The sequence below is a fragment of the Bordetella sp. genome (genome assembly GCF_051960075.1).
Lineage (GTDB): Bacteria > Pseudomonadota > Gammaproteobacteria > Burkholderiales > Burkholderiaceae_B > Bordetella.
Map to the genome: position 1 here is coordinate 20062 of NZ_JBQCER010000047.1, position 22635 is coordinate 42696.

The 22635-nt window shown below is 64.4% G+C and carries 24 protein-coding genes; 9 read left to right on the forward strand and 15 right to left on the reverse strand.

What is annotated here, in order from left to right:
- Nucleotides 1-8 precede the first annotated feature (8 nt).
- The 3 genes from ACTHJ1_RS06010 to ACTHJ1_RS06020 are packed head-to-tail and all read right to left on the reverse strand — an operon-like array spanning nt 9 to nt 3007.
- Nucleotides 9-866, reverse strand: coding sequence for an ABC transporter permease (locus ACTHJ1_RS06010; protein WP_440189165.1), 858 nt, complete (start codon nt 864-866; stop codon nt 9-11).
- Nucleotides 867-868: 2 nt separating this feature from the next.
- The gene (locus ACTHJ1_RS06015) at nt 869-1927 is read right to left on the reverse strand and encodes an ABC transporter ATP-binding protein (RefSeq protein WP_440189168.1); all 1059 of its coding nucleotides are present in this window, start codon (nt 1925-1927) and stop codon (nt 869-871) included.
- Nucleotides 1928-1975: 48 nt separating this feature from the next.
- On the reverse strand, nt 1976-3007 hold the full coding sequence (locus ACTHJ1_RS06020; protein ID WP_440189171.1) for an ABC transporter substrate-binding protein: 1032 nt from the start codon (nt 3005-3007) through the stop codon (nt 1976-1978).
- Nucleotides 3008-3152: 145 nt separating this feature from the next.
- Here ACTHJ1_RS06020 and ACTHJ1_RS06025 point away from each other — a divergent pair, with 145 nt between their 5' ends.
- Complete coding sequence (locus ACTHJ1_RS06025) at nt 3153-3947, forward strand: GntR family transcriptional regulator (protein WP_440189174.1); 795 nt, start codon at nt 3153-3155, stop codon at nt 3945-3947.
- A gap of 57 nt (nt 3948-4004) precedes the next feature.
- Here ACTHJ1_RS06025 and ACTHJ1_RS06030 read toward each other — a convergent pair whose 3' ends face one another.
- On the reverse strand, nt 4005-4955 hold the full coding sequence (locus ACTHJ1_RS06030) for a VTT domain-containing protein (protein WP_440189177.1): 951 nt from the start codon (nt 4953-4955) through the stop codon (nt 4005-4007).
- A 25-nt stretch (nt 4956-4980) separates the two neighbouring features.
- Nucleotides 4981-6144, reverse strand: a complete 1164-nt coding sequence (locus ACTHJ1_RS06035; RefSeq protein ID WP_440189180.1) for an alpha-hydroxy acid oxidase — start codon at nt 6142-6144, stop codon at nt 4981-4983.
- A gap of 106 nt (nt 6145-6250) precedes the next feature.
- On the opposite strand from ACTHJ1_RS06035, the gene ACTHJ1_RS06040 reads away from it, so the two are divergent.
- A complete protein-coding gene (locus ACTHJ1_RS06040) occupies nt 6251-6535 on the forward strand; it encodes an acylphosphatase (protein ID WP_440189183.1) in 285 nt (94 codons plus the stop codon).
- Nucleotides 6536-6573: 38 nt separating this feature from the next.
- Here the strand turns inward: ACTHJ1_RS06040 and ACTHJ1_RS06045 are convergent, their stop codons facing one another.
- Nucleotides 6574-7986, reverse strand: a complete 1413-nt coding sequence (locus ACTHJ1_RS06045; RefSeq protein WP_440189186.1) for an amidase — start codon at nt 7984-7986, stop codon at nt 6574-6576.
- A gap of 36 nt (nt 7987-8022) precedes the next feature.
- Between ACTHJ1_RS06045 and ACTHJ1_RS06050 the strand changes: the two genes are divergently transcribed.
- Nucleotides 8023-8859 carry a metallophosphoesterase gene (locus ACTHJ1_RS06050; protein WP_440189189.1) on the forward strand — a complete coding sequence of 279 codons (837 nt, stop codon included), beginning with the start codon at nt 8023-8025 and terminating at the stop codon, nt 8857-8859.
- Nucleotides 8860-8879: 20 nt separating this feature from the next.
- Here the strand turns inward: ACTHJ1_RS06050 and ACTHJ1_RS06055 are convergent, their stop codons facing one another.
- From ACTHJ1_RS06055 to ACTHJ1_RS06065, 3 genes are read right to left on the reverse strand one after another with little or no spacing between them, the layout of a single operon-like run.
- Complete coding sequence (locus ACTHJ1_RS06055; RefSeq protein WP_440189192.1) at nt 8880-9347, reverse strand: nuclear transport factor 2 family protein; 468 nt, start codon at nt 9345-9347, stop codon at nt 8880-8882.
- A gap of 11 nt (nt 9348-9358) precedes the next feature.
- On the reverse strand, nt 9359-10048 hold the full coding sequence (locus tag ACTHJ1_RS06060) for a 2OG-Fe(II) oxygenase (protein WP_440189195.1): 690 nt from the start codon (nt 10046-10048) through the stop codon (nt 9359-9361).
- 9 nt (nt 10049-10057) lie between these two features.
- The gene (locus tag ACTHJ1_RS06065) at nt 10058-10750 is read right to left on the reverse strand and encodes a 2OG-Fe(II) oxygenase (RefSeq protein WP_440189198.1); all 693 of its coding nucleotides are present in this window, start codon (nt 10748-10750) and stop codon (nt 10058-10060) included.
- A 191-nt stretch (nt 10751-10941) separates the two neighbouring features.
- Between ACTHJ1_RS06065 and ACTHJ1_RS06070 the strand changes: the two genes are divergently transcribed.
- Nucleotides 10942-12192, forward strand: coding sequence for an MFS transporter (locus ACTHJ1_RS06070; protein WP_440189201.1), 1251 nt, complete (start codon nt 10942-10944; stop codon nt 12190-12192).
- 26 nt (nt 12193-12218) lie between these two features.
- Here ACTHJ1_RS06070 and ACTHJ1_RS06075 read toward each other — a convergent pair whose 3' ends face one another.
- From ACTHJ1_RS06075 to ACTHJ1_RS06085, 3 genes are all read right to left on the reverse strand, one after another.
- Nucleotides 12219-13073, reverse strand: a complete 855-nt coding sequence (locus ACTHJ1_RS06075) for a VOC family protein (RefSeq protein WP_440189204.1) — start codon at nt 13071-13073, stop codon at nt 12219-12221.
- A gap of 22 nt (nt 13074-13095) precedes the next feature.
- Nucleotides 13096-13410, reverse strand: a complete 315-nt coding sequence (locus ACTHJ1_RS06080) for a hypothetical protein (RefSeq protein ID WP_440189207.1) — start codon at nt 13408-13410, stop codon at nt 13096-13098.
- 128 nt (nt 13411-13538) lie between these two features.
- Nucleotides 13539-14150, reverse strand: coding sequence for a TetR/AcrR family transcriptional regulator (locus tag ACTHJ1_RS06085; protein WP_440189210.1), 612 nt, complete (start codon nt 14148-14150; stop codon nt 13539-13541).
- 115 nt (nt 14151-14265) lie between these two features.
- On the opposite strand from ACTHJ1_RS06085, the gene ACTHJ1_RS06090 reads away from it, so the two are divergent.
- Both ACTHJ1_RS06090 and ACTHJ1_RS06095 read left to right on the forward strand, forming a co-directional pair.
- Nucleotides 14266-15336, forward strand: a complete 1071-nt coding sequence (locus tag ACTHJ1_RS06090; protein WP_440189213.1) for an MBL fold metallo-hydrolase — start codon at nt 14266-14268, stop codon at nt 15334-15336.
- Between the two features lie 13 nt (nt 15337-15349).
- Complete coding sequence (locus ACTHJ1_RS06095) at nt 15350-16057, forward strand: NAD-dependent epimerase/dehydratase family protein (RefSeq protein WP_440189216.1); 708 nt, start codon at nt 15350-15352, stop codon at nt 16055-16057.
- Between the two features lie 176 nt (nt 16058-16233).
- Here ACTHJ1_RS06095 and gyrB read toward each other — a convergent pair whose 3' ends face one another.
- The 3 genes from gyrB to dnaA all read right to left on the reverse strand — a co-directional run bounded on the left by gyrB (nt 16234) and on the right by dnaA (nt 21287).
- On the reverse strand, nt 16234-18675 hold the full coding sequence (gene gyrB / locus ACTHJ1_RS06100; protein ID WP_440189219.1) for a DNA topoisomerase (ATP-hydrolyzing) subunit B: 2442 nt from the start codon (nt 18673-18675) through the stop codon (nt 16234-16236).
- 78 nt (nt 18676-18753) lie between these two features.
- A complete protein-coding gene (gene dnaN / locus ACTHJ1_RS06105) occupies nt 18754-19863 on the reverse strand; it encodes a DNA polymerase III subunit beta (RefSeq protein WP_440189222.1) in 1110 nt (369 codons plus the stop codon).
- Nucleotides 19864-19865: 2 nt separating this feature from the next.
- Nucleotides 19866-21287: a chromosomal replication initiator protein DnaA gene (gene dnaA, locus ACTHJ1_RS06110; RefSeq protein ID WP_440189225.1), complete on the reverse strand. Its 1422-nt coding sequence runs from the start codon at nt 21285-21287 to the stop codon at nt 19866-19868.
- A gap of 194 nt (nt 21288-21481) precedes the next feature.
- Here dnaA and rpmH point away from each other — a divergent pair, with 194 nt between their 5' ends.
- The 3 genes from rpmH to yidD are packed head-to-tail and all read left to right on the forward strand — an operon-like array spanning nt 21482 to nt 22418.
- The gene (gene rpmH, locus ACTHJ1_RS06115) at nt 21482-21616 is read left to right on the forward strand and encodes a 50S ribosomal protein L34 (RefSeq protein WP_003800771.1); all 135 of its coding nucleotides are present in this window, start codon (nt 21482-21484) and stop codon (nt 21614-21616) included.
- A gap of 59 nt (nt 21617-21675) precedes the next feature.
- Complete coding sequence (locus ACTHJ1_RS06120; RefSeq protein WP_440189228.1) at nt 21676-22107, forward strand: ribonuclease P protein component; 432 nt, start codon at nt 21676-21678, stop codon at nt 22105-22107.
- A 41-nt stretch (nt 22108-22148) separates the two neighbouring features.
- Nucleotides 22149-22418 carry a membrane protein insertion efficiency factor YidD gene (gene yidD, locus ACTHJ1_RS06125; RefSeq protein ID WP_440189237.1) on the forward strand — a complete coding sequence of 90 codons (270 nt, stop codon included), beginning with the start codon at nt 22149-22151 and terminating at the stop codon, nt 22416-22418.
- Nucleotides 22419-22635: the final 217 nt, after the last annotated feature.

Below are 22635 nucleotides of genomic sequence, written 5' to 3' on the forward strand. Positions count from 1 at the left end.
ATGCCTCTCTATCCGTTGAAAATCGCTCCGTAGCGGCGCTCGACCATGCGGTTGGCCGCCAGCAGCACGATCACCATGGAAATCAGCAGCAGCACGGCCAGCGCGGCGCCCAGCGGCCAATTCAGGGTGTTGAGAAACTCGTCGTACGCCGCCGTGGCCACCGTCTGCAGGCGCCGGCCCGCGATGATGGCCGGCGTGGCGAAGGCGCTGGCCGCCATGGCGAACACCATGATGGAGCCCGATAGAATGCCCGGCATGATCTGCGGCACGATCACGCGCCAGATCACCGTGAGCTGCCCGGCCCCCAGCGACAACGCCGCCGCTTCGGTGGCGGGGTTGATGCGCTGCAGGGATGCCCACACCGAGATCACCATGAAGGGCACCAGCACGTGCGTCAGCGCGATGCCCATACCCAGATCGGTGTACATCAGGCTGACGGGCCGCGACGCCAGGCCGAGCGCCATGAGCGTCTTGCTGATCAAGCCCGTGGAACCGAAGAGCAGCGCCCAACCCAGGGTGCGCACCACCACCGATGTCAGCAGCGGGCCCAGCACGATCATCAGGAACAAGCCCTTCCAGGGATTGCGCATGCGCGACAGCACATAGGCCTCGAACGTGCCCAGCACGGCGCAGGCCAGCGTCACCAGGATCGCCACCACATAGGTACGCAGAAAAATCTGGTGATAGTAGTGATCCGAAAAAACCTGGATGTAGTTTTTCCAGATGAAGGCGGGCTGCATGCCGCCCATGAATTTGAAATCGTAGAAGCTGATCACGAACACCATGAGCAGCGGCACGATGAGAAAAACGGAGTACACGACCAGGGCCGGCGTACTCAGCAGCCAGGGATTGGCGCGCGCCTGCATCGTCAGGTCCGATCCTCGCGCGCCGACTCGACCGGCCGCATGTCCGGCGCCTGCCAGCGCAAATGCACCGCACTGCCTTCGGGCGGCACCGGCACGCCATCGTTCTGGCGTAGCACCAGCACTTCACCCACCGAGGTCTCGACCTGGCACAGCCAGTGATTGCCCTGGAACACGCGGGCGCGCATCTTCCCCGGCAGGGCGGATGCCGACGCTTCGCCGAACGTGATCTTCTCGGGCCGCACGATCACCTGGCCGATCGGCATGGGCCGGCCGTCGAGCGCGACATGAGCCTCGCCGATGCGCGCGCAGGCCTGGCCTTCGTGCTGCGCGGCCTCGACGGCGAAGACGTTGGCCTTGCCCAGAAAGCCGCCCACGAAGCGGCTGACCGGATCTTCATAGGCCGAATACGGATCGGCCACTTGCTCGACGCGGCCGTGATTCATGACCACGATGCGATCGGACAGGGCCAGGGCCTCGGACTGGTCGTGCGTGACCAGGACGGTCGTGGTGCCCACGGTGCGCTGGATGGCGCGCAGTTCGAGCTGCATCTCTTCGCGCAGCTTGGCGTCGAGATTGGACAGAGGTTCGTCCAGCAGCAGCATCGAGGGCTTGATCACCAGCGCCCTGGCCAGGGCCACGCGCTGCTGCTGGCCGCCCGACATGCGCGCAGGATGGCGGTCGGCCAGATGCGCCAGCCCCACCATCTCGAGCGCCTCGCCGACCCGCCTGTTGCGCTCCTGCTTGCCCACGCTCTGCATCTCCAGGCCAAAGGCCACGTTCTGCGCCGCCGTCATGTGTGGGAACAAGGCGTAGTTCTGGAACACCAGCCCCAGACCGCGCTTGTTGGCTGGCACGCGGTTCAGATCGCGGCCGGCCAGCGTGATGCTGCCCGAGGTGGGTTCGATGAAACCGGCGATCATCTGCAGAGTCGTGGTCTTGCCGCACCCCGAGGGGCCCAGGAGCGAGATGAACTCGCCCTGTTCCACCGACAGGCTCAAGCTGTCCACCGCGACCATGTCGCCGTAGCGCTTGCTCAGTCCATTCAAAACCAGATAGCTCATGACGCGGTTTCTATTCTCTCTACACGGCAATGCGGCAAACGCAATCGTTCAATGCTCGATCTCGTGCGTCCAGCGGGTATTCCATTCGGTGCGATGCTGGTTGACCGTGTCCCAATCGACCGTAAGCAACTTGGCCGCGCGCGCACCGATAGGCAAGGGCACGTTGGGATCGTCCTTGATCGTCGTCTTCTTGTTGACGGGCGCGGCGCCCAGGGCTGCGGCCATTTTGGCCTGGCCTTCGGGCGAGGCCAGATAGTCGATAAGCTGCTGCGCAAGAGGATTGGGATGCGGCTTGGCGACGACGCAACCCACCACCAGCAAGGCATAAGCGCCCTCCTTGGGATAGACGAAGCCCACCGGGAAGCCTGTGTCGGCCAGCGCCTTGACGCGGCTGCTGCCCCATACCCCGATGACGGCCTGCCCGCTCGTGAACAGCTCGGTCATCTTTCCCGGCGAGGGTTCATAGACCAGCACATTGGGATCGACCTCTTTCTTGAAAGCCTTGAATCCCGGGTCGATGTTCTTCTCGCCGCCGCCGTTCATCCGCGCGAATTCGATGAGCGCGTGCAGGCCGTAGGTGTTGTTCAGCGGCGGAATGACCAGCAGCTGCTTGTACTTGGGATCGGTCAGGTCTTTCCAGGACGTGGGCGGCGCCCAGCCATGGTCGGCGAAGTACTTCTTGCTGTACATGATGCCGGTGGCGACCAGGCCCAGGCCCACAGCCTTGTCCTGCGGGAAAAGCGCGCTGGGATACAGATCGGCCTTCGGCAGATTCTTGATGGGTTCGCACAGGCCCAGCGCGATGGCCTGGTACATGGGACCGTCGTCGACGATGGCCACGTCGATCTGCTGGTTGCTTTTTTGCGCCACCAGACGCGCGACCGTGTCCGTGGAATTGCCGGCCACATAATCGATGGTGACGTTGTGCGCCTTTGCAAACGGCGGAAGGACGTCCTTGCGCATCAAGTCCTCGAAAGAGCCGCCATAGCCGGCGACCACCAGGTGCTGTTGCGCGCTGGCGCTCGCAACGAAGCCTGCGGCCAGGACGCCGGCCGCAAGAATTGAGAAGATCCTGTTCATGCACTCCCCTTCGATTTTGTGGACCTGGTCAGTATTCGGTCCGCAGGTTTGGCCGTACAATTTGTCCGGACATGAATGTCCGGACAAATAATCCCGCCAGCATGCCGAACTTGTCAATACGCGATTGCCCCAAAATTACACCGCGATGAAATCCACCACGTCGCCCATGCCCGATATGATCCAGGCATCCGCAGCGCCCGCAGCCAGCCAGGACCGCGAGCCGCGCTACAAGTCCATCTATCAGGATCTGATCGCCGGCATCCGCAGCGGCCAATATCCGCTGATGTCCCTGCTGCCCACCGAGCACGATCTGTGCGCACGCTACCAGGCCAGCCGCCATACGGTGCGCGAGGCCATACGCTTGCTGACCGAGGCCGGCATGGTGTCGCGTCGCGCCGGCGTGGGCACGCGCATCGAGGCCGTAAAGCCCCCCACACGCTACACACAGCGCATTTCCCAGCTCGCCGATCTGTTTCTCTATATCCAGAACGCCGATCTGCGGCTGCGCGACGTGCGCACCATCAAGGCCAACGTCCGTCAGGCTGAATTGCTGGGCTGCCCGCCCAAGCAAGAATGGCTGCATGTGCGCGCCGTCAAGCTGCTCGGCGGTACGTCCACGCCCGTGGCGTACTCCGAGGCCTTCGTGCACCCGGACTACGCCGCAATCCGAGACGACATCGGCAAGGTGCGCATGCCCTTATCGGCGCTGATCGAATCGCACTATAGCCAGCGCATCCGCGAAGTCGGGCAGGATTTCGCGGCCACCCCCATCCCCAAGGCCATGGCCGAGCAGCTGCGGGTCGCCCCCAAGACCGCCGGGCTGGTCATCACTCGGCGCTATTACGGCGAGCAGACTATTCCCATGCTGGTCACGGTCACCACCTTCCCGCACGACAAAATGAAGTACTCGATGTCGCTGCAAGTAGACTGGCCGGCGTGATTCGTCCAGGCCGGCTAACGGCTCCAACCCGATGTCTGGTTTGAACGTCGAAAAAGCTCAGGCCCCGCCGGCATCCTGGATGGCGGGTACGCCGGAGACCGCACGGGCTTGGCGTGCCCACGCGTCGTAGCCGCCCAGCAGCGCCCAGGTGTCGCCGTAGCCTTCGGCCCGCAGCCGCGCGGCCAGCCTGGCGGCCGAGACTTCGTTGGGGCACGCGCAATACACGACGATGCGGCTGTCACCCTGCAGACCCAGATCGGAAACCGGCGCATGCATATCGGCGACGATAGCGCCGGGAATGCGCGGCATCGATTCCAGATCGCCGGGCCGCACGTCGATCACCACCGGCGCGCACCCGGCGGCCTGCCACTGCAGCAATTCACCGATGGACAGGCGCGGCACGACGCGCAAACTGCGCACCAGCAGCCAGCGGCGCACGGCGCGCACAGCCACATAAACCGCGAGCAGCGCGGCCAGCAGCAGAAGGCCCCACTTGCCATACTGGCCAAGCAGCCCCACCACCCGACCGACCACGTCGCGGAACAAAGCCCCCAGCAGCAGACCGGAGCCTGCCCAGATCAATGCGCCGAGCAATTCGAACACCACGAAACGCCGGTAGGGCGTGCCGGCATATCCATTCATCACATTGGTGAGCGCCCCCGCGCCGGGCAGGAATTTGGAAACCAGCAGCGCGAACACGCCGACCCGCAAGAACCGGCTTTGCGTCTGGCGTATGCAGGAGTCGCGCGACAGCGACACCTTGCAGACCATGCGCAGCAGCGTGTCGCCGAACTTTCCGCCGGCCCAATACCAGGCCGAATCAGCCGTCCAGCAAGCCAGGGCGGCCAGCAGCCAGGCGGAAATCCAGCCGGCCGGGCCGCTCGACACGGCGCCCGACGCGAGCAGGGTCGGATAGGAAGGAATCGGCAGGCCCGCCTGCTCAACCAGCACGTTGAGAAAGACCACCCAATTGCCGTAGCTGTGCAGCAGCGTCTGCAGGTTTTGCATGAAGGCCCCGAAAAGCCGCGCCGAGCTAGGCGGGATACGTGCCCGGCACCAGGATGCGCTTGTCCACGTCGGCGATGTTCTTGCGCCCGCACAGCGCCATCGTCACATCCATTTCCTTGTAGAGGATCTCGAGCGCGCGGGTCACGCCGGCGCGGCCGTATGCCCCCAGGCCGTACAAAAAGGCGCGGCCGATCATGGTGCCGCGCGCACCCAGGGCGACGGCCTTGAGCACGTCCTGGCCCGAGCGGATGCCGCTGTCGAGCCACACTTCGATCTTCGAGCCGGCCGCGTCCACGACCGAGGGCAGCACCTCGATGGACGAGCGCGCGCCGTCGAGCTGGCGACCGCCGTGGTTGCTGACGATGAGCGCGTCGGCGCCGCTATCGGCGGCCAGGCGCGCGTCTTCCGCGTCCAGGATGCCCTTGATGATGAGCTTGCCGCCCCAACGCTGCTTGATCCAGGCCACATCGTCCCACGACAGGCACGGATCGAACTGCTCGGCCGTCCAGGACGACAGCGAGGACAGGTCGCTCACGCCCTTGGCGTGGCCCACGATGTTGCCGAAGGTGCGCCGAGGGGTGGCAAGCATGCCCATGCACCAGCGCGGCTTGGTGGCCAGGTTGATGAGATTGCGCAACGTGGGCTTGGGCGGCGCCGACAGGCCGTTCTTGATATCTTTGTGGCGCTGCCCGAGGATCTGCAAATCCAGCGTGAGCACCAGCGCCGAGCAGTTGGCCGCCTTGGCGCGGTCGATCAGATTCATCACGAAATCGCGGTCGCGCATCACGTAGAGCTGGAACCAGAAGGGCTTGCCGGTGGCGGCGGCCACGTCTTCGATCGAGCAGATGCTCATGGTCGAGAGCGTGAAGGGCACACCGAATTGGCTGGCCGCCTGCGCAGCCAGCATTTCACCGTCGGCGTGCTGCATGCCGGTCAGGCCCGTGGGCGCCAGCGCCACGGGCATGATGACGTCCTGGCCTATCATCGTGGTTCGCAGCGAGCGCCCCTCCATATCGACCGCCACGCGCTGGCGAAACTTGATTTTCTGGAAATCGCTTTCGTTGGCGCGGTAGGTGCTTTCCGTCCAGGCGCCGGAATCGGCATAGTCGTAGAACATGCGCGGCACGCGCTTTTGCGCGACGACGCGCAAGTCTTCGATAGTGGTGACGGTGGAAAGGTTTTGGCTCATCGTTATTCTCGCCATTGTTCTTCGTTCGAGGGGCGCCGGAAAGGCAAAATACCGGCTCAAAGTATAGAAGAACCCCAGCCCCGCGCGCCCCGCGCAAGGAACCCTCATGCAAGACCCGCACATCGAATCTCTGCTCATCACCGTTCATGGCAAAGTCCAGGGAGTAGGCTATCGCCACGCCGCCGTGCGCCGCGCCCACATGCTGGGCATTACCGGTTGGGTGCAGAACCTGCCCAATGGCACGGTCGAAGCCTTGGTGCAGGGCACGCCCGACCAGGTAGACCGGATGCTCGAATGGATGCGCCGCGGCCCGCCGGCCGCCGTGGTGAGCGAACTCGAAAGCGAGCGCCAATTCCTGGACAAGCGCTACGGCCGTTTCGAGCAGGTATAGCCGCCGTCGCAGCGCCAGCGCGCCGCTGCCGCACATCACTACAGTTTGGGCGCCTGCCTCCAGAACTGCGTGGCCTGCTCGAAAGCATGCGCCAGCTGCAGCACGCCCCATTCGTCGCGATAACGGCCCACGATCTGCAGGCCCACCGGCAAGCCCTGCTCGGTAAAGCCGCACGGCACGGAAATCGCGGGATGGCCGGTCATGGTGACGTAGTAGCTCGAACGCATCCAGTCTATGTAATTGCGCATCGCCGTGCCGGCAATCTCGGTGGGGTATTCGGTTTCCACCGCGAAAGGCGTCACCTGGCTCACCACGCCGATCATGAATTCGTACTTTTCCATGAAGGCATGCGTGCGTTCGAACAGCGCGGCCCGCTCGCGCTCGGCGCGGATCAGCGCCTCGGCCGGCTGGCTCAAGCCCAGCTCGGTATTCCAGATCACCGTCTGCTTGGTCTTGTCGCGATGGGCGCGAACCGTATCGCCCAACGATATGGCGAAGAGCTGCGCGCGCAGCGCATGAAATGCGGCATCGGCGTTGCCGAAATCGAGGCAGGCCTCTTCGATCTTGCAGCCTAGCGATTCGAACACCGGCAACTGCGCCTGGATGGCCTGCAGCACTGCCGGCTCCACCGGCAGGCCGCCCCAGGACGGCGCGCAGGCGATGCGCGTGCCGGCAAAGTCGCGTTCCAGCGAACTGGCAAAACGAAACGGATCCTGTTCGATGCTGATCGGATCGCGCGCGTCGGGGCCGGCCAGCACGGCCAGCATCAGCGCGGCGTCGGCCACGGTGCGCGCCATCGGGCCCGCCACGGTCAGCGTGCTGTAGGGCGTAAGAGAGGGCCATTGCGGCACGCGGCCCGGCGACGGGCGCAGCCCCACTACATTGCAGAAATTGGCCGGATTGCGCAGCGAGCCGCCCATGTCGGTGCCGTCGGCCAGAGGCAGCATGCGCGCCGCCAACGCCGCCGCCGCGCCGCCGCTGCTGCCGCCGGACGTTCGGCTCAGGTCGTACGGGTTGCGCGTGGCGCCGAATACCGGATTGAACGTATGCGAGCCGGCGCCGAACTCCGGCAGATTGGTCTTGCCCACCGTGATCGCGCCGGCCTCTTGCTGGCGCGTCACCGCCAGGCTGCTGCGCTCGGGCACGAAATCGCGATGCACCGGCGAGCCGTGCGTGGTGCGCATGCCTGCCGTGAAGAAGCTGTCTTTATGCGCCACCGGCAGGCCGTGCAGCAGGCCCAGCGGCCGACCGGCAACCTGTCTGGCATCGGCTGCGGCAGCCTGGCGCAGCGCCCCTTCGGCATCCAGCGTGACGATGGCGTTGACCGCCGGATTGCGCGCCTCGATGTTGGCCAGATGGGCCTCCATCACCTGCCGCGCGCTCAAATGCCCGGTTTCGATCTCGGCGCGCATTTGCAGCGCCGTCATGTCGCATATCGACTTACTATCCATGCTGCCTCTCCTTCGTCGCCGAATCAATATACCCCCATGCGCCTGCAAGTCCTGTCCGATCTGCATCTCGAATCCAACCCCGATTTCACCTTCACGCCCGCGCCGAATACGGACCTGCTGGTGCTGGCGGGCGACATCGGTTCCTATCAAGCGGGATCGAAGCTCGATGGTGCGGATTTCGGGCTGGAACGCTACGCGCCGCTGGGGCGCGAAGCCAACTGGCCCAAGGTGCTCTACGTGCCCGGCAACCATGAATTCGACGGTCTGGAATTCGATGAAACTCTGCTTCGGCTGCGCCAGACCTGCGAGCGCCTGGGCATTATCTGGCTTGAGAAAGAAACCCTCGTCGTCGACGGCATCCGCTTCATCGGCACCACGCTCTGGTCCGACTTCGAAGCACTGGCCATGCGGCAGAAAACCGAGACGCTGCGGCGGCAGCAGCTTGATAAGGCCTACCGGGCGGCCAACTTCTATCTCAGCAAGAACACCACCTTGCGCGATGGACAGCCCGTGCTGGCCGAAGAGATGCGTCAGCTCGGCCTGGACTGCCACGCCTGGCTGCGCCAGGCGCTATCGCAACCTTATGAAGGAACGACGGTCGTGGTGACGCACTTTGCGCCGACCTTGCTCAGCGCCGATCCGCGCTATGGCCTGTCGCCCGGCACGGCGGGGTTCTGCAATGCGCTGGACGACCTGCTGCCGCAGGCCGACTTGTGGATACACGGGCACCTGCATTGCCCGCACGATTACCGCGTGGCGGGGCAGCGCGGCGGACGCGACGTATCTTGCCGCGTCGTGGCCAATCCGCTGGGTTATGCGGGCAAGGGCGAGCAGGAAGGCTTTCGGCCGGACTGGGTGATCGAGGTAGCCTAGCGATATCGACGGCCTGGACGCTAGAGGCCCAGATCGGACAAGCCCGGATGCGCATCCGGGCGTCGGCCCAGAGGCCAGAAGTACTTTCGATCCGCCTCCTTGATGGGCAGGTCGTTGATGCTGGCATGGCGATGCGTCATCAGGCCCTGTTCGTTGAACGCCCAATTTTCGTTGCCGTAGCTGCGATACCACTGGCCGGCGTCGTCATGCCATTCGTAGGCGAAGCGCACGGCGATGCGATGGCCGTCGAACGCCCACAGTTCCTTGATCAGGCGGTAATCCAGTTCGCGTGCCCACTTGCGCTCGAGAAAGGCCTGCGCCTGTTCGCGCCCGGCAATGAACTCGGCGCGGTTGCGCCAATGCGTATCGGGGCTGTAGGCCAGAACCACGCGAGCCGGGTCGCGGCTGTTCCATGCGTCCTCGGCCAGGCGGATTTTCTGGATGGCGCTTTCGCGGCTGAAGGGGGGAAGAGGAGGGCGGGGTTCCATGATGGTTCCTGTCAGAGGCGGATATCGTCCGACAGTGTCTCTCTTGCGTCATGGAATGACAACGCCATGCCCAGGCGTTGTCCGCGCCGCACGAGGCTGATGCCGTGACGGGTGCTGACCCGATAGGGGCCATTGGTGCCCTTGAACGGACGCGCGGCGGTGGCAATGACGGCGGCATCGCCAAAACCGAGCGGCACCACAATGGCACGCGACTGCATGCGCGGACGCTGCTCGGTCATCACGCACTCTCCCCCCGTGAAATCCGTGCCCGGCTCGGACAGCAGCGCGATGACCTGCATGGGAAATGCCCACTGGTCCTCGCCGTGCCGCTGCAAGGGCATGGCATCCCCGGCGCCGAGGTGATTCATGCAGAACCGCGCGTGAACCGGGCCCGCGTCGCAAGCGAGCCGGACAAAGTCATCCAGCCTGGCCGGATAGCGTCCGTCCAGCCCCAGAGTTTCACGCCATTGATTCGCGATTCCGGCCAGACGGCGATATAGCGCGGCGCGCATAATCTGCAACGCCTCCGGCAAGCCGGCATGCATCTGCCGAGCGCAATGCGCCAGGCCACGCACCAGATCAGCCTCCAGCAGGCCGGGCAGCATGGCGTAGCCTTGCGCATCCAATTGCAAGGAAATGCCCGTCCAATCCAGTCCGTCAACATGCGCGGCGGGCGACGTGATGGAGAACGCTTCCCTCATCGCCGAACCTCATGCCGCGTCATGGAAAATGAGCCCCACGGTATGGCGCCTGCCGTCATGAATGCAGCCGACGCCGTGGCGCGAGGTCGCCCTGCGCATGCCGCGCCGACCCGCAACAGGCCGCTGGTTGACCGCAAATACCACCGCGTCGCCCTGGCGCAGCGGAACCACCTCGGCATGCTGTTCCTTCGCCGTCGTCTGGGTCATGACGAATTCGCCGCCGACAAAGTCCCGGCCGGGCTGCGACAACAGAATGGCCACCTGCAATGGAAAAACGTGTTCGCCATAAACGTCCTGGTGCAGGCAGTTGTAGTCACCCGCGCCGTATTCAAGAATCAGAGGCGTAGGCCTGAGCTGGCCCGCCTCGTGGCAGCGCCGCAGAAATGCATCCAGATCGTCGGGATACTGGACGGCAATACCCAGCTGGCGGTTCCAGCGATTGGCGATAGGCACGAGCTGCGAGTACAGCGCGTGGCGCAAGTGATCGAGCAAGGGCGGCAACGGATAGGCGAAGTATTTGTATTCGCCACGCCCGAATCCATGGCGCGCCATGACCACCCGCGAACGGTAACCCGTATTTTCTTGATAACGCGCGGCCAGCGCGTCGCACTGCCCGGCAACCAGAAGGCCGGGCAGGACGGCGTTGCCACGGCTATCGAGGGCCTGTTCGACGGCGGTCCAGTCGTAGATATCGGATCTCACGGGGCATGGCTTGTCGGAGCGATGAAGGAAGGCCAGTCTAGGAACCGTTAGCCATTGCGGCACTCCGATTCTTGCGCATGAAGGCGTGGCCTGCGACTGGCGCCGAGATCCCGGGCGCGCGCAAGCAAGATTCGGAGTGCCCGCGATCGTGGCGGCCGGCAAACTGCCGTGGTCAAAAAGGACCACACCTCATGCCGTCGCAAACCCTTCCCCGTCCCATACTGAATCTGGCCTGGTCGAACCTGGCCGCCCAATTCGCCGAGCAATTGAGTCTCGCGGCAGCGCCGCTCGTCGCCGTGCTGCTGCTCTCGGCCGACACGGCGCAGGTCGGCATGCTGACCGCCATGCAAACCTTGCCGTTCCTGTTGCTCTCCATGCCGATGGGCGTGCTGGCGGACCGGTTGCCCGGACGCCGCCTGATGATCTGGAGCGAAGGGATACGCTTTCTTGCGCTGCTGGCCACGTTCGCCTTGCTGCAATGGTCGAGTCTGACTATTGCATCGTTGGCCGCACTCGGCTTCATCGGCGCCGTCGGCACCATCGGTTTCAGCGTGACGGTTCCGGCCCTGGTATCGTCGCTCGCGCCGCGAGCCGTTCTCGGTCAAGCCAATGCCAGACTGGAATTGGCCCGCAGCATGGCCTTCGCTGCCGGTCCTGCCATCGCGGGCGCGCTGGTCTCGTGGGTCGGCGCCTCGACTGCCTACGTTCTGGGCGCCGTGTTGTCCGCTGCCGCCATCGGGTTTCTGTTTCGGCTGGCGGCCCCCGAAGCGGCCGTTCCGGATCAGTACACACCGCGCCGGGATGCACCGCGCAGGCACCCGCTGCGCGATATCGCCGAAGGCGCAGCTTTCGTGTGGCGGGACGCCCTGCTGCGGCCGATCCTGATCACGGGTGTCATCTTCAATATCGCCTGGTTCGTGCTGCTGGTCGTCTACGTGCCTTATGCCGTCCATACGCTCGGGCTCAGCGCAAGCGAAGTAGGCGGCACCATGGCCTTGTACGGCGTGGGCATGTGTGTCGGCGCGCTGCTGGCGCCGCGCATACTGGCCTGGCTGCCTTTGGGGCGGGCCATCCAGATCGGCCCCTTCTGCGGCGCGCTGGCCGCCGCGAGCCTGGCGGCGACCTTGCTGCTCCCCGGCGTCTGGCTGGCCGGCCTGTGTTTCTTCTTGCTGGGCGTTGGTCCCATCATCTGGACCATCGCAACCACGACGCTGCGCCAGACCATTACGCCAGACGCTTTGCTCGGCCGCGTATCTGCGGTTTTTCTCACCGTCAACGCCGGCGCCCGCCCCCTGGGCGCAGCACTGGGCGGCCTGATCGGCGCACGCTGGGGCCAGTCGGCCTGCCTGACGTTCGCGCTCGCGGGCTTCGTCCTTCAAGCCCTTGTCATCACCTTTTCATGCGCCGCGACGCTGCGGGAGATGCCGACATCTCCGGCCTGAATGCCGCGCTCCTCGTCTCGAGAAGCTCAAGCCACGTCGTCGTCTTCGAAGCAGATCGCAAGACCGAATGCCGTCTCGGGCGCGATGCAAGGGCCCGCATCCCTTGCGTCGAAGGCAATGCCCGCCTGCGCCAGGCGTTCGGCCTGCGCCTTGGCATCGGGCACGCGGATCGTCATCGAACAAAGCTTCAGTCCGGCCCGGTCGCAGGGATCCGGGTCGACCGTCAGCCGTCCGCCGCGCAGGCCTATGGATAAACGGCCTTGCGCATCCTGCTGCGCCGCCGCGCCACCGAAGTTGCTGAAAAAAGATCGATACCTCGGCACAGACGCCGCAGTCATGCCGACCGATGCGATTGCGCTCGCCCCGTTGTCATGCCGCTGGAATGCCGGATTCCAGAAATTCTCGGGAAAATGCTGCTGGCAAACGAAAAAGCCGGCCAGGGGAGCCTCGGCGGCAACCGCGAAGGCAAGCGTGAAGGCAACCTGGGTTTCGCCGCCGTCCGGCCGGCGTCCCTTGCGCTCGAAGAAGAAGGGCTCGAACGAACCCAATCCCATATCCGAAAACCGCGCGGCGTCGGCGACTGCATCGCCGCTGTCGAGCACCAGCATTGCCAACCCTTCGCGCTCGCGCAGATAGTCGCGCACGAACCCGCCGAAGCTGAAGTGCCCCGGCGCGTGATCCGCGATCGCATCTGCATCCGGACCCACCGTGATCAACTCGATGAAGGCGTTGCCGAACTGGATCACCCGGTTCTCGGTACCCCAGGGATGGCGGTTGCGGGCGCCCACCTGAAAGCCCATGCGCTGGTAGAACGCACCGGCGGCATCGAGGTCGTGTACGGCCACCACCACATGATCGATGCATCGCGGCGTTTGGCTCATCCTGTCTCCAGTCCGGACAATCTCAACGATTCACGGGCACGCCGTACGCCTCGACGATCCGCGCGTCCTGCTCTGTTGCGGGAAACAGCTCCCACAACAGGCCGTTCACGTCGATGCTACTCGAATAGCCTTGCGCCGAGTCGTCCTCGAATCCGACATGCCGCAACTGGCCTGCGCTGCCCGGCGCTTCGTTGATCGAGAAATTGAGCAGGTCCGTGCGCCACATCGCGTATCGGCCCGGTACGACCGCGGACGGCGCCTGCCCGAGGCGGGCGCTGTAGTCCGAGATGGAGGCTTGGAGATCGGCGACGGCCAAGGCAATGTGAAAGCGCTTCATGACAGGCTCCAGGTAAGGGATCGGGGCCGCCAGTGTAGGGATCGCGCATCGGCTCGAACAGCCCAGCCGCAATACTGGTATGGACATTACCCGTCTGCCTGGCCTGCGGCCGCCAGGGCCTGTTAACGCTAAAAGGCGCCGTAGTGGCTCAGGAACAGATCGACGCTCGCCACCGCCAGCTTCTTTTGCGCGGCCGGGGTCAGCCGCGGCTGACCCATCGCCACCTGCGGCCAGAACGCGACGCCCTTGATCAGGCATTCCAGCTGCTTGCAGGCCTGCGCGGCATCGTCGGCCTTGAGCGCGCCATGTTTCTGGGCGGCGCGGATCCAGTCCAGCATGGCGTTGTCCTTGCGGCTGATACGGTCCACCATTTCGCGAGCCCGCTCCGGCGCATGCAGTCCGGCGGCGATCGCCACGCGCGCCAGCGCCAGGAAATTGTCGTCGGCCAGCATTGCGAGCTTGCTCTGGAGCAGCTCGATCAATTGGTCGCGCACCGGTCGCCGCGGATCGTAGACCCGACGCATCTCGGCGGCGCTGCTCTCCCACAGAATGTGCAGGATGGCGGCGAACAACTCGTCCTTGCTCGCAAAGTGGTTGTAGAGCGTTCGCTTGGAAACCTCGGCGCGCGCCGCCACCTTGTCCACGCTGGTGGCCTCGAAGCCATGGGCGCGGAACTCGGCGATCGCCGCCTGGATGATGGCGTCGCGCTTGCGGTCGGTAAGTCGGGAGGGCGTGGTCATGGACAAATTTTACACCGTACGGTGTACTTTTTCCTGAAACGCCCGTAAACTAAAAACTACACAGTGCAGTTTACTTAAAGATCCGAGCCCAGTGCTCCCCGATCCGGATGCCTCCATGACCTGCCTTTGCCCGCGCATCATCCAGGCGCCTCCCGCCGACGTCGCCGCCTCGCCGCAGCATCGCAACGGCAAGTTCCGCAACCCCGTCCCGCGCCAGGCGCCGGGCTTGCGGCGGACCTTGGCCATCGCCTGGCGCATGCTGACGCAAAAGCCCGACACCACCGTTCCGGGTTCTCCCATCCCGGTGCGCGCGCTGACTGCCGGCATGCTGGCGGCGGCGCCCGATGCCAGCCTCTTCCGTCTCGGCCACTCGACGCTGCTGCTCAAGCTGGCCGGCGAATTCTGGCTCACCGACCCCGTGTTTTCAGAGCGCGCCTCGCCGGTGCGATGGGCCGGCCCCAGGCGCTTTCACGCGCCTCCGATCTCCATCGACGAACTGCCGCCCATCAAGGGCGTGATCCTGTCGCACGATCACTACGACCACCTGGACCGCGCCGCCGTGCTCGATCTTGCCCCCAAGACGCAGATGTTCATCACGCCGCTGGGCGTCGGTGAACGGCTCATCGCCTGGGGCATCGCGCCGCACAAGGTGCGCCAGCTGGACTGGTGGCAGCAGACCTCGCTGGACGGGGTGCATCTGGTGGCCACGCCCGCGCAGCATTTCTCGGGGCGCAGCTTCAAAGACGGCGACTCGACACTGTGGGCCTCATGGGTGATCCTGTCCGGCGACCTGCGCGTGTTCTTCAGCGGCGACACCGGCTATCACGCCGGATTCAAAACCATAGGCGAGCGCTTCGGTCCGTTCGACGTCACCTTCATGGAAACCGGCGCCTACGATGCGCAATGGCCCGAGGTCCACATGCAGCCCGAAGAGACGCTGCAGGGCCACCTGGACTTGCGCGGCCGCTGGCTGATGCCGCTGCACAACGGCACCTTCGACCTGGCCATGCATCCGTGGCACGAGCCATTCGAGCGCATCCTGGCCCTGGCGCAGGCGCATGGCGTGCCCCTGGCCACGCCGGCCATGGGCGAAATGCTGTCGCTGGCGCAGCCCCACTCGGGCGAGCGCTGGTGGCAGGCTGTCGATGCCACAGAGCGCATCGTGGCCGCGGCGCTGACGGCCTGAGGGGAATCAGGCTATGCCGATCTCGGTCATCCTCACCGGCGCCACCGGCATGGTCGGCGAGGGCGTGCTGCTCGAATGCCTGGCCGACCCGCGCGTGGCCCGCGTGCTGGCGATCAACCGCAGGCCGCTGGGCCGCGCGCATTCCAAGCTCACCGAAATCGTCCATGCGGACTTTCACGACCTGTCCAAAATCGAATCGCAGCTGGCCGGCTACGATGCGTGCTTCTTCTGCCTGGGCGTTTCATCGGTGGGCATGAGCGAAGCGGACTACACACGCGTCACCTACGACCTGACCTTGAGCTTTGCCCGTGCGCTGGAGTGGCAGAACTCCGATGCGGCGTTCTGTTATGTGAGCGGCGCCGGCACCGACTCCACCGAGCGCGGCCGCGCGATGTGGGCGCGGGTCAAGGGCGCCGCCGAGAACGAATTGCTGCGCTTGTTCAGGCGCGCCGCGATGTTCCGCCCCGCCGTGATGCGCGCGACGCCCGGCCAGAAGCACCTCAAATCCTGGTATCGGGCACTGGCCTGGGCCTACCCGGTCGCCCGCGCGCTGGCGCCGTCCCGGTGCTGCACGCTGCGAGAAGTCGGCCGGGCGATGATCAATGCCGCCATCGCCGGCGCGCCGCAGCCGGTGCTCGAGGTGCGCGACATTGTTGCGCTGGCGAACCTGCCGGCAAGCTCGAACCGACAGCTGCCGACGCCGGATTTCCTGGCTCGATGACCATGCGTTACTCGGCGCATGGTCGTCGGATACACGGTCTTTGCTTGCGAAACAAAACGCCCGGTATAGCCGGGCGCTTTCAATTTTTAATTGCTAGGTTTTTCACTAATCGCGTCGATGAGTTTTCACTAACCTGTCGAGATATTCGGTTTCTGTGTCACCCGACAAAACCTCAATCAAGCGTCGATATTTCCCGCCAACAAAGCATGCGCCTCGATGAACGCGCGCCGCGGCTCCACGTCGTCGCCCATTAGCGTCGTAAACACCTCGTCCGCTGCGATGGCGTCCTCGATCTGCACGCGCAGCAAACGGCGCACGGTCGGATCCATGGTGGTTTCCCACAGCTGCTCGGGATTCATTTCGCCCAAGCCCTTGTAGCGCTGCTTGGAGATTCCGCGCTCTGCTTCGCTGCGCAGCCACTGCATGACCTCGCGGAAATCGCTGACCGCCTGCTCTTTGCGCTTGTCGCCTTCGCCGCGGCTGACAACGGCGCCGGCCTGAACCAGGCCCAGAAAGGTTTTCGCCGAACGGGCCAGAACCGCATAGTCGGCGCCCTGCACGAAATCCGTATCGATCACGCTCGCGCGCACGTTGCCGTGATGCATGCGCTTGATGACCAGGCGATGCTTTTCCGCAACCTCGCCGGCTTCGACGTCCACGCCATTGGTCGAGCCCTCGACGTGCAGCGCGTCGTACAGACGCTTGGCCGAAGCCCGTGTGGACTCCGCGTCGGTCAGGTCGATCTGTACGCCCTCGGCCAGGGCCGACAGGGCCTGCACGTCGAAGATGCGCGACAGGCGCGAAATGACGGCGTCGGCCAGCACGTACTGCCTGGCCAATTCGGCCAGCGCATCGCCCTCGATCGGCGCGGCGCCCGCTGCCGGGATCAGACGAGCGTCCTTCAGCGCGAGCTGCATCATGTACTGCGCCTCCTCGACGTCGTCTTTCAGATAACGCTCGTCGCGGCCGACCTTGACCTTGTATAGCGGCGGCTGCGCAATATAGACGTGCCCGCGCGCCACCAGCTCGGGCATCTGGCGGTACAGCAGCGTAAGCAGCAGCGTGCGGATGTGCGCGCCGTCCACGTCCGCGTCGGTCATGATGATCAGACGGTGGTAGCGCAGCTTGTCGATGTTGAAGTCGGGGCCGATGCTGGTGCCCAACGCCGTGATCAGCGTGGCGATCTGTTCGCTGGCGATCAGTCGGTCGAAGCGCGCCTTCTCCACGTTCAACACCTTGCCGCGCAGCGGCAGGATGGCCTGGAACTTGCGGTCGCGGCCCTGCTTGGCCGAACCACCGGCCGAGTCGCCCTCGACGATGTACAGCTCGCACAGGGCAGGGTCTTTTTCCTGGCAATCGGCGAGCTTGCCAGGCAGGCCCGCGCCTTCCAGCACACTTTTTCTGCGCGTCATTTCGCGTGCCTTGCGCGCGGCTTCACGAGCGCGCGCGGCTTCGACGATCTTGCCGCACAAGGCCTTGGCATCGTTCGGATGCTCGAGCAACCAGCTTTCCAGCGAACGGGCCACCGCATCTTCCACCGCCGGACGCACCTCGCTGGAAACGAGCTTGTCCTTGGTCTGGCTGCTGAACTTGGGCTCGGGCACCTTGACCGACAGCACGCAGGCCAGGCCTTCGCGCATGTCATCGCCGGTGGTCTCGACCTTGGCCTTCTTGGCCAGCTCGTTGTCGGCGATGTACTTGTTGATCACGCGCGTCATCGCCGCGCGCAAGCCGGTAAGATGCGTACCGCCATCGCGCTGCGGGATGTTGTTGGTAAAGCACAGCACGGTTTCGTTGTAGCTGTCGTTCCACTGCATCGCCACCTCGACGCCCACCGTCGTGCCGCCGGCGCTGGACTCGGTATAGACCGCGAACACGTTCGAATGCAGCACCGTCTTGCTGCGATTGATGTATTCGACAAAACCCCTGACCCCGCCCGAGAAGGCGAAGTTCTCTTCCTTGCCCTGGCGCTGGTCGACCAGGCGGATCTTGACGCCGTTGTTCAGGAACGAAAGTTCGCGCAGGCGCTTGGACAGGATTTCGTAGTGGTATTCGATGTTGTTGAAGATCTCGGCATCGGCCAAATAGCGCACTTCGGTGCCGCGCTTGCTGGTGCTGCCGGTGACGGCCAGGGGCGCCACGCGCTCGCCGCGATGGAACTCCATCTGGTGCGTCTGGCCGTCGCGGTAGATGGTGAGCTTGAGCCACTCGGACAGCGCGTTCACGCAGGACACGCCCACGCCGTGCAAGCCGCCGGACACCTTGTACGAGTTCTGGTCGAACTTGCCGCCGGCATGCAGCTCGGTCATGACGATTTCAGCGGCGCTGCGGCCGAATTCGTCATCTTTGTGAATGGCGGTGGGAATGCCGCGGCCGTTGTCGGTAACCGAGATCGAGTTGTCAGTGTGGATGGTGACGACGATGTCGTCGCAATGGCCTGCCAGCGCTTCGTCGATGGCGTTGTCGACCACTTCGAACACCATATGGTGCAGGCCGGTGCCGTCGGAGGTATCGCCGATGTACATGCCGGGACGCTTGCGCACGGCCTCGAGGCCCTTGAGCATTTTGATCGAGTCGGCGCCGTAATTTTGGCTGGCGGTGTTCTGTTGGTCGGACATGGTCGAATTTTCAGTCATTCAATAGAGGACGGCGCGGCGCGCATGGCAGGCGCGCCGCGCAAAGGCTTGCCGCAAACCTCAAATGCGCATGGGCATGACGACGTACTTGAAGTTCTCGTCGTCGGGCAGGGTGATCAGCGCCGAGGCGTTGGCATCGGGCATCACGGACCAGCGGATGGTCTCGGTCTTGAGGTTGCCCAGCACGTCGAGCAGGTAGCTCACGTTGAAGCCCACGTCCAGCGCCTCGTGCGCGTAGTCGATGTCGAGCTCTTCCTGCGCCTCTTCCTGCTCGGCGTTGGTCGAGGAAATCTTCATCAGGTTCTGCGCCAGCTGCAGGCGCACGCCCTTGAATTTGTCGGTGGTCAGGATGGCGGCGCGCTGCAGGCTGCCCTGCAGGGCTTCGCGGCTCACGTCGAAGTGGCGCGTGTAGGTGGTGGGAATCACACGCGTGAAATCGGGGAACTTGCCCTCGACCAGCTTGGAGACCAGTTCCACGTCGCCGAAGCGGAAACGGATCTGGCCCGGAGCCACGTCCACCGCCACGGGCGCGTCGGAATCTTCGAGCAGGCGCTGCATCTCCAGCACGGTCTTGCGCGGCACGATGACTTCGTGCTTTTCGGAAATGCCGTCGGCCTTGGTGGCGCAGTGCGCCAGGCGGTGGCCGTCGGTGGCCACCGAGCGCACGAAGCCGGGTTCGAACACCAGCAGCATGCCGTTCAGGTAGTAGCGGATGTCCTGCTGCGCCATGGCAAAGTGCACCATATTGAACAGGTGGCGCAGGGTGCGCTGCGGCAGGCTCAGCGACACGCTCCACTGCTCGGGCTGAGCCACGGTGGGGTATTCGCTGGCGGCGAGGGTCTGCAGGGCAAAGCGGCTTTTGGCCGACTGCACGGTCATCTTGCCCGAAGCCAGCGACAGCTTCACCTCACCGGTGTCGGGCAGGGCCTTGAGAATGTCCAGCAGCTTGCGCGCGGCCACGGTGGTCGATTCGTTGTCGGAACCCACGCCGAAGTCGGCGTGCGTGGTGATCTGCACTTCCAGGTCGGTCGCAATGAAGGAAACCTTGCTGCCTTCCTTGCGCATCAGGATGTTGGCAAGGATCGGCAGGGTATGCCGTCTTTCAACGATGCCCGCCACGGTCGAGAGCGGTTTCAACAATGCGTCGCGCGTGGTTTGTACGAGTTGCATGGTCATCCTTTTAGAGTTTGTTCCAACACGTGCAGGGTATGGTTCAGCTCCGCTTGCTTGGCGCGGGCATCGGAAATCTTGCGAACAGCATGCAGCACCGTGGTGTGATCGCGTCCGCCGAACAGGTCGCCGATCTCGGGCAGGCTCTTCTGGGTCAGCTCCTTGGCCAGATACATCGCCACCTGGCGGGGCAGGGCAATATTGGCCGGACGCCGTTTCGAATACATGTCGGCGACCTTGATTTTGTAGAAATCGGCCACCGTCTTCTGGATGTTTTCCACGGTAACCTGGCCGCTGGAGACGGACAGCAGATCCTTGAGCGCGTCCTTGCTCAGATCCACCGTGAGTTCGTTGCGGCCGTGAAAACGTGCATAGGCCAGGACCTTGCGCAGCGCGCCCTCGAGTTCGCGCACGTTGCTGCGCAGATGTTTGGCGATGAAGAAGGCCACTTCTTCGGGCAGGGTGGCGCCTTCGGATTCGGCCTTGCGCAGCAGGATGGCCACGCGCATTTCCAGCTCGGGCGGCTCGATCGCCACGGTGAGGCCGGAATCGAAGCGCGAGGTCAGGCGGCTGTCGATGCCCGACATTTCCTTGGGATAGGTGTCGCTGGTGATGATGATCTGCTTTTTCTGCGCCACCATCGCTTCGAAGGCGTAGAAAAACTCTTCCTGCGTGCGCTGCTTGCCCGAGAAGAACTGAATATCGTCGATCAGCAGCAGGTCCAGAGAGTGGTAGTAGCGCTTGAAATCGTCGAAGGTCTTGCGCTGGTAGGCCTTGACCACGTCGGCCACGTACTGGTCGGCGTGCACATAGCGCACGTGCGTGCCGGTGCCGGCCGCCACCATGGCGTTGCCGATGGCGTGGATGAGGTGCGTTTTGCCCAGGCCCACACCGCCATAAAGAAAGAGGGGGTTGTAAGACGTGCCGGGGTTCTCGGCCACCTGCAGCGCCGCGGCGCGAGCCAGCTGGTTGGCCTTGCCTGTAACGAAATTGTCGAAAGTTAAGTCGGTATTCAGGCGCGAACGCTCGTACACCACGCCGGCGGCGTCGCTGGCGGCAGACGGCGAGGACGGGGCCGTCACGGCCTGCGCGGGCCTGGCCCTGGGCGCCGCCGCGCCGTTGCCTGTGGCCGGCATGGGCGCGGCCGGACCAGGCGAACCCGCTCGCTGCGACGCACCAGAAGAGGGCAGTTCGAAAGACACCTGCACCGGCCGCGCAAACCACTCGGAGGCCAGCACCTCGATCTGATGCGAGAAATTCTTGCGGACCCAGTCGAGTTTGAAGCGGTTCGGTGCGGCCACGCGCAGCAGGCCCTGCGCCTCATCGAAGGCTAGCGGGACCAGCGGCCGTATCCAGGCACTGATTTGTTGGGGGGGGAGTTCCTGCTCAAGACGACTGATGCAGGTCTGCCAGAATTCGTTCATGTCGCTCTTGTTCTAAACCTCGATTCTAGCCTACCCAGGGGGGTTATCCACAGGCCGGGGCTTCCCTGCCTCTTACGTCCCCCTCTAACTGTTTGACAGTACTGGATTTTCTTGTTGAAATAGTGGGCTTTTCCGAATTCTTCGGCCTCTCCTGCCGTGCGAGGCCCTTCACCTTTGTTCTTTGTGGAACGCACATGAAACGTACTTACCAACCTTCCGTTACCCGTCGCAAGCGTACCCACGGTTTCCGCGTGCGCATGAAAACCCGTGGCGGCCGTGCCGTTCTGAACGCCCGCCGCGCCAAGGGCCGCAAGCGTCTGGCCGTCTAAGACCCGGTCAGCCAGCCCGCCGGGCTGCTTTCGGGTTCTGGGCCCAAGGCCTGTAAGTCATGTCGCGCGCCACGTTCCCTGCGCAGGCGCGCCTGCATCGCCCCTCCGAGTTCGCCGCCGCCCTCAAAGGTCGGCGCCTGGCCCGAGGGGCGTTCTTCATTGTGAGCGTCGCGTCGCTCCCCCCGGTCGAAAAGTCTGCCGGCCGGGCAGACGGCGCGTCGGCAGGCGGCACCGAAACCGTCCAGTCCGGCGGTCAGCCCGACTGCGCCCGGCTCGGCCTGGTGATTGCCAAGCGCTACGCGCCGCATGCGGTCACCCGCAACGCGCTCAAGCGCGTCATCCGTGAGGCCTTTCGGGTTCGGCGGCTGACGCTGCCAGCGCGCGATTACGTTGTGCGCCTGCAAAGCAGAATCGCGCCGATGTCGCTCACCGCGCTCAAACAGGCTGCGCGCGCCGAAGTAGACGCTCACTTCGAACGTATCGCAAGATGACGGCCCCTCTTCCTGGCTCCCGCCCGAGTGCAGCTGGCCCGCTGGCACGGCTGCTTCTGATCGCGCCCATCCGGTTCTACCGTTTTTTTCTCAGTCCCTGGATCGGCCAGCAGTGCCGCTACACCCCCACCTGCTCGGCTTACGCCATCGAGGCGATCGAGCGGCACGGCCCCTGGGCCGGCCTGTGGCTGGCCGTGCGCCGCATCGGCCGCTGCCACCCCTGGACGCCCGGCGGCCTGGATCCGGTACCGGAGCTACGCTCGCGCGATAAACACCGTCATTGCAACCATCCGAAACCGGACCGACATTAATTAACGCTACACTGGCAAGCTTTGCTGGCGTATTGCCCGCTGCTACCTGTGGCCACTTTCTGAAATCATGGATATTCGCCGAACCGTCCTCTGGATGATTTTTTCGTTTTCTCTGTTTTTCCTCTGGAACAACTGGGAAATCCATAACGGCAGGCCCTCGATGTTCGGGCAAGAGCCAGCCACCACGGCTGCGCAGTCTGCCGCCGCGGGCAGTGCG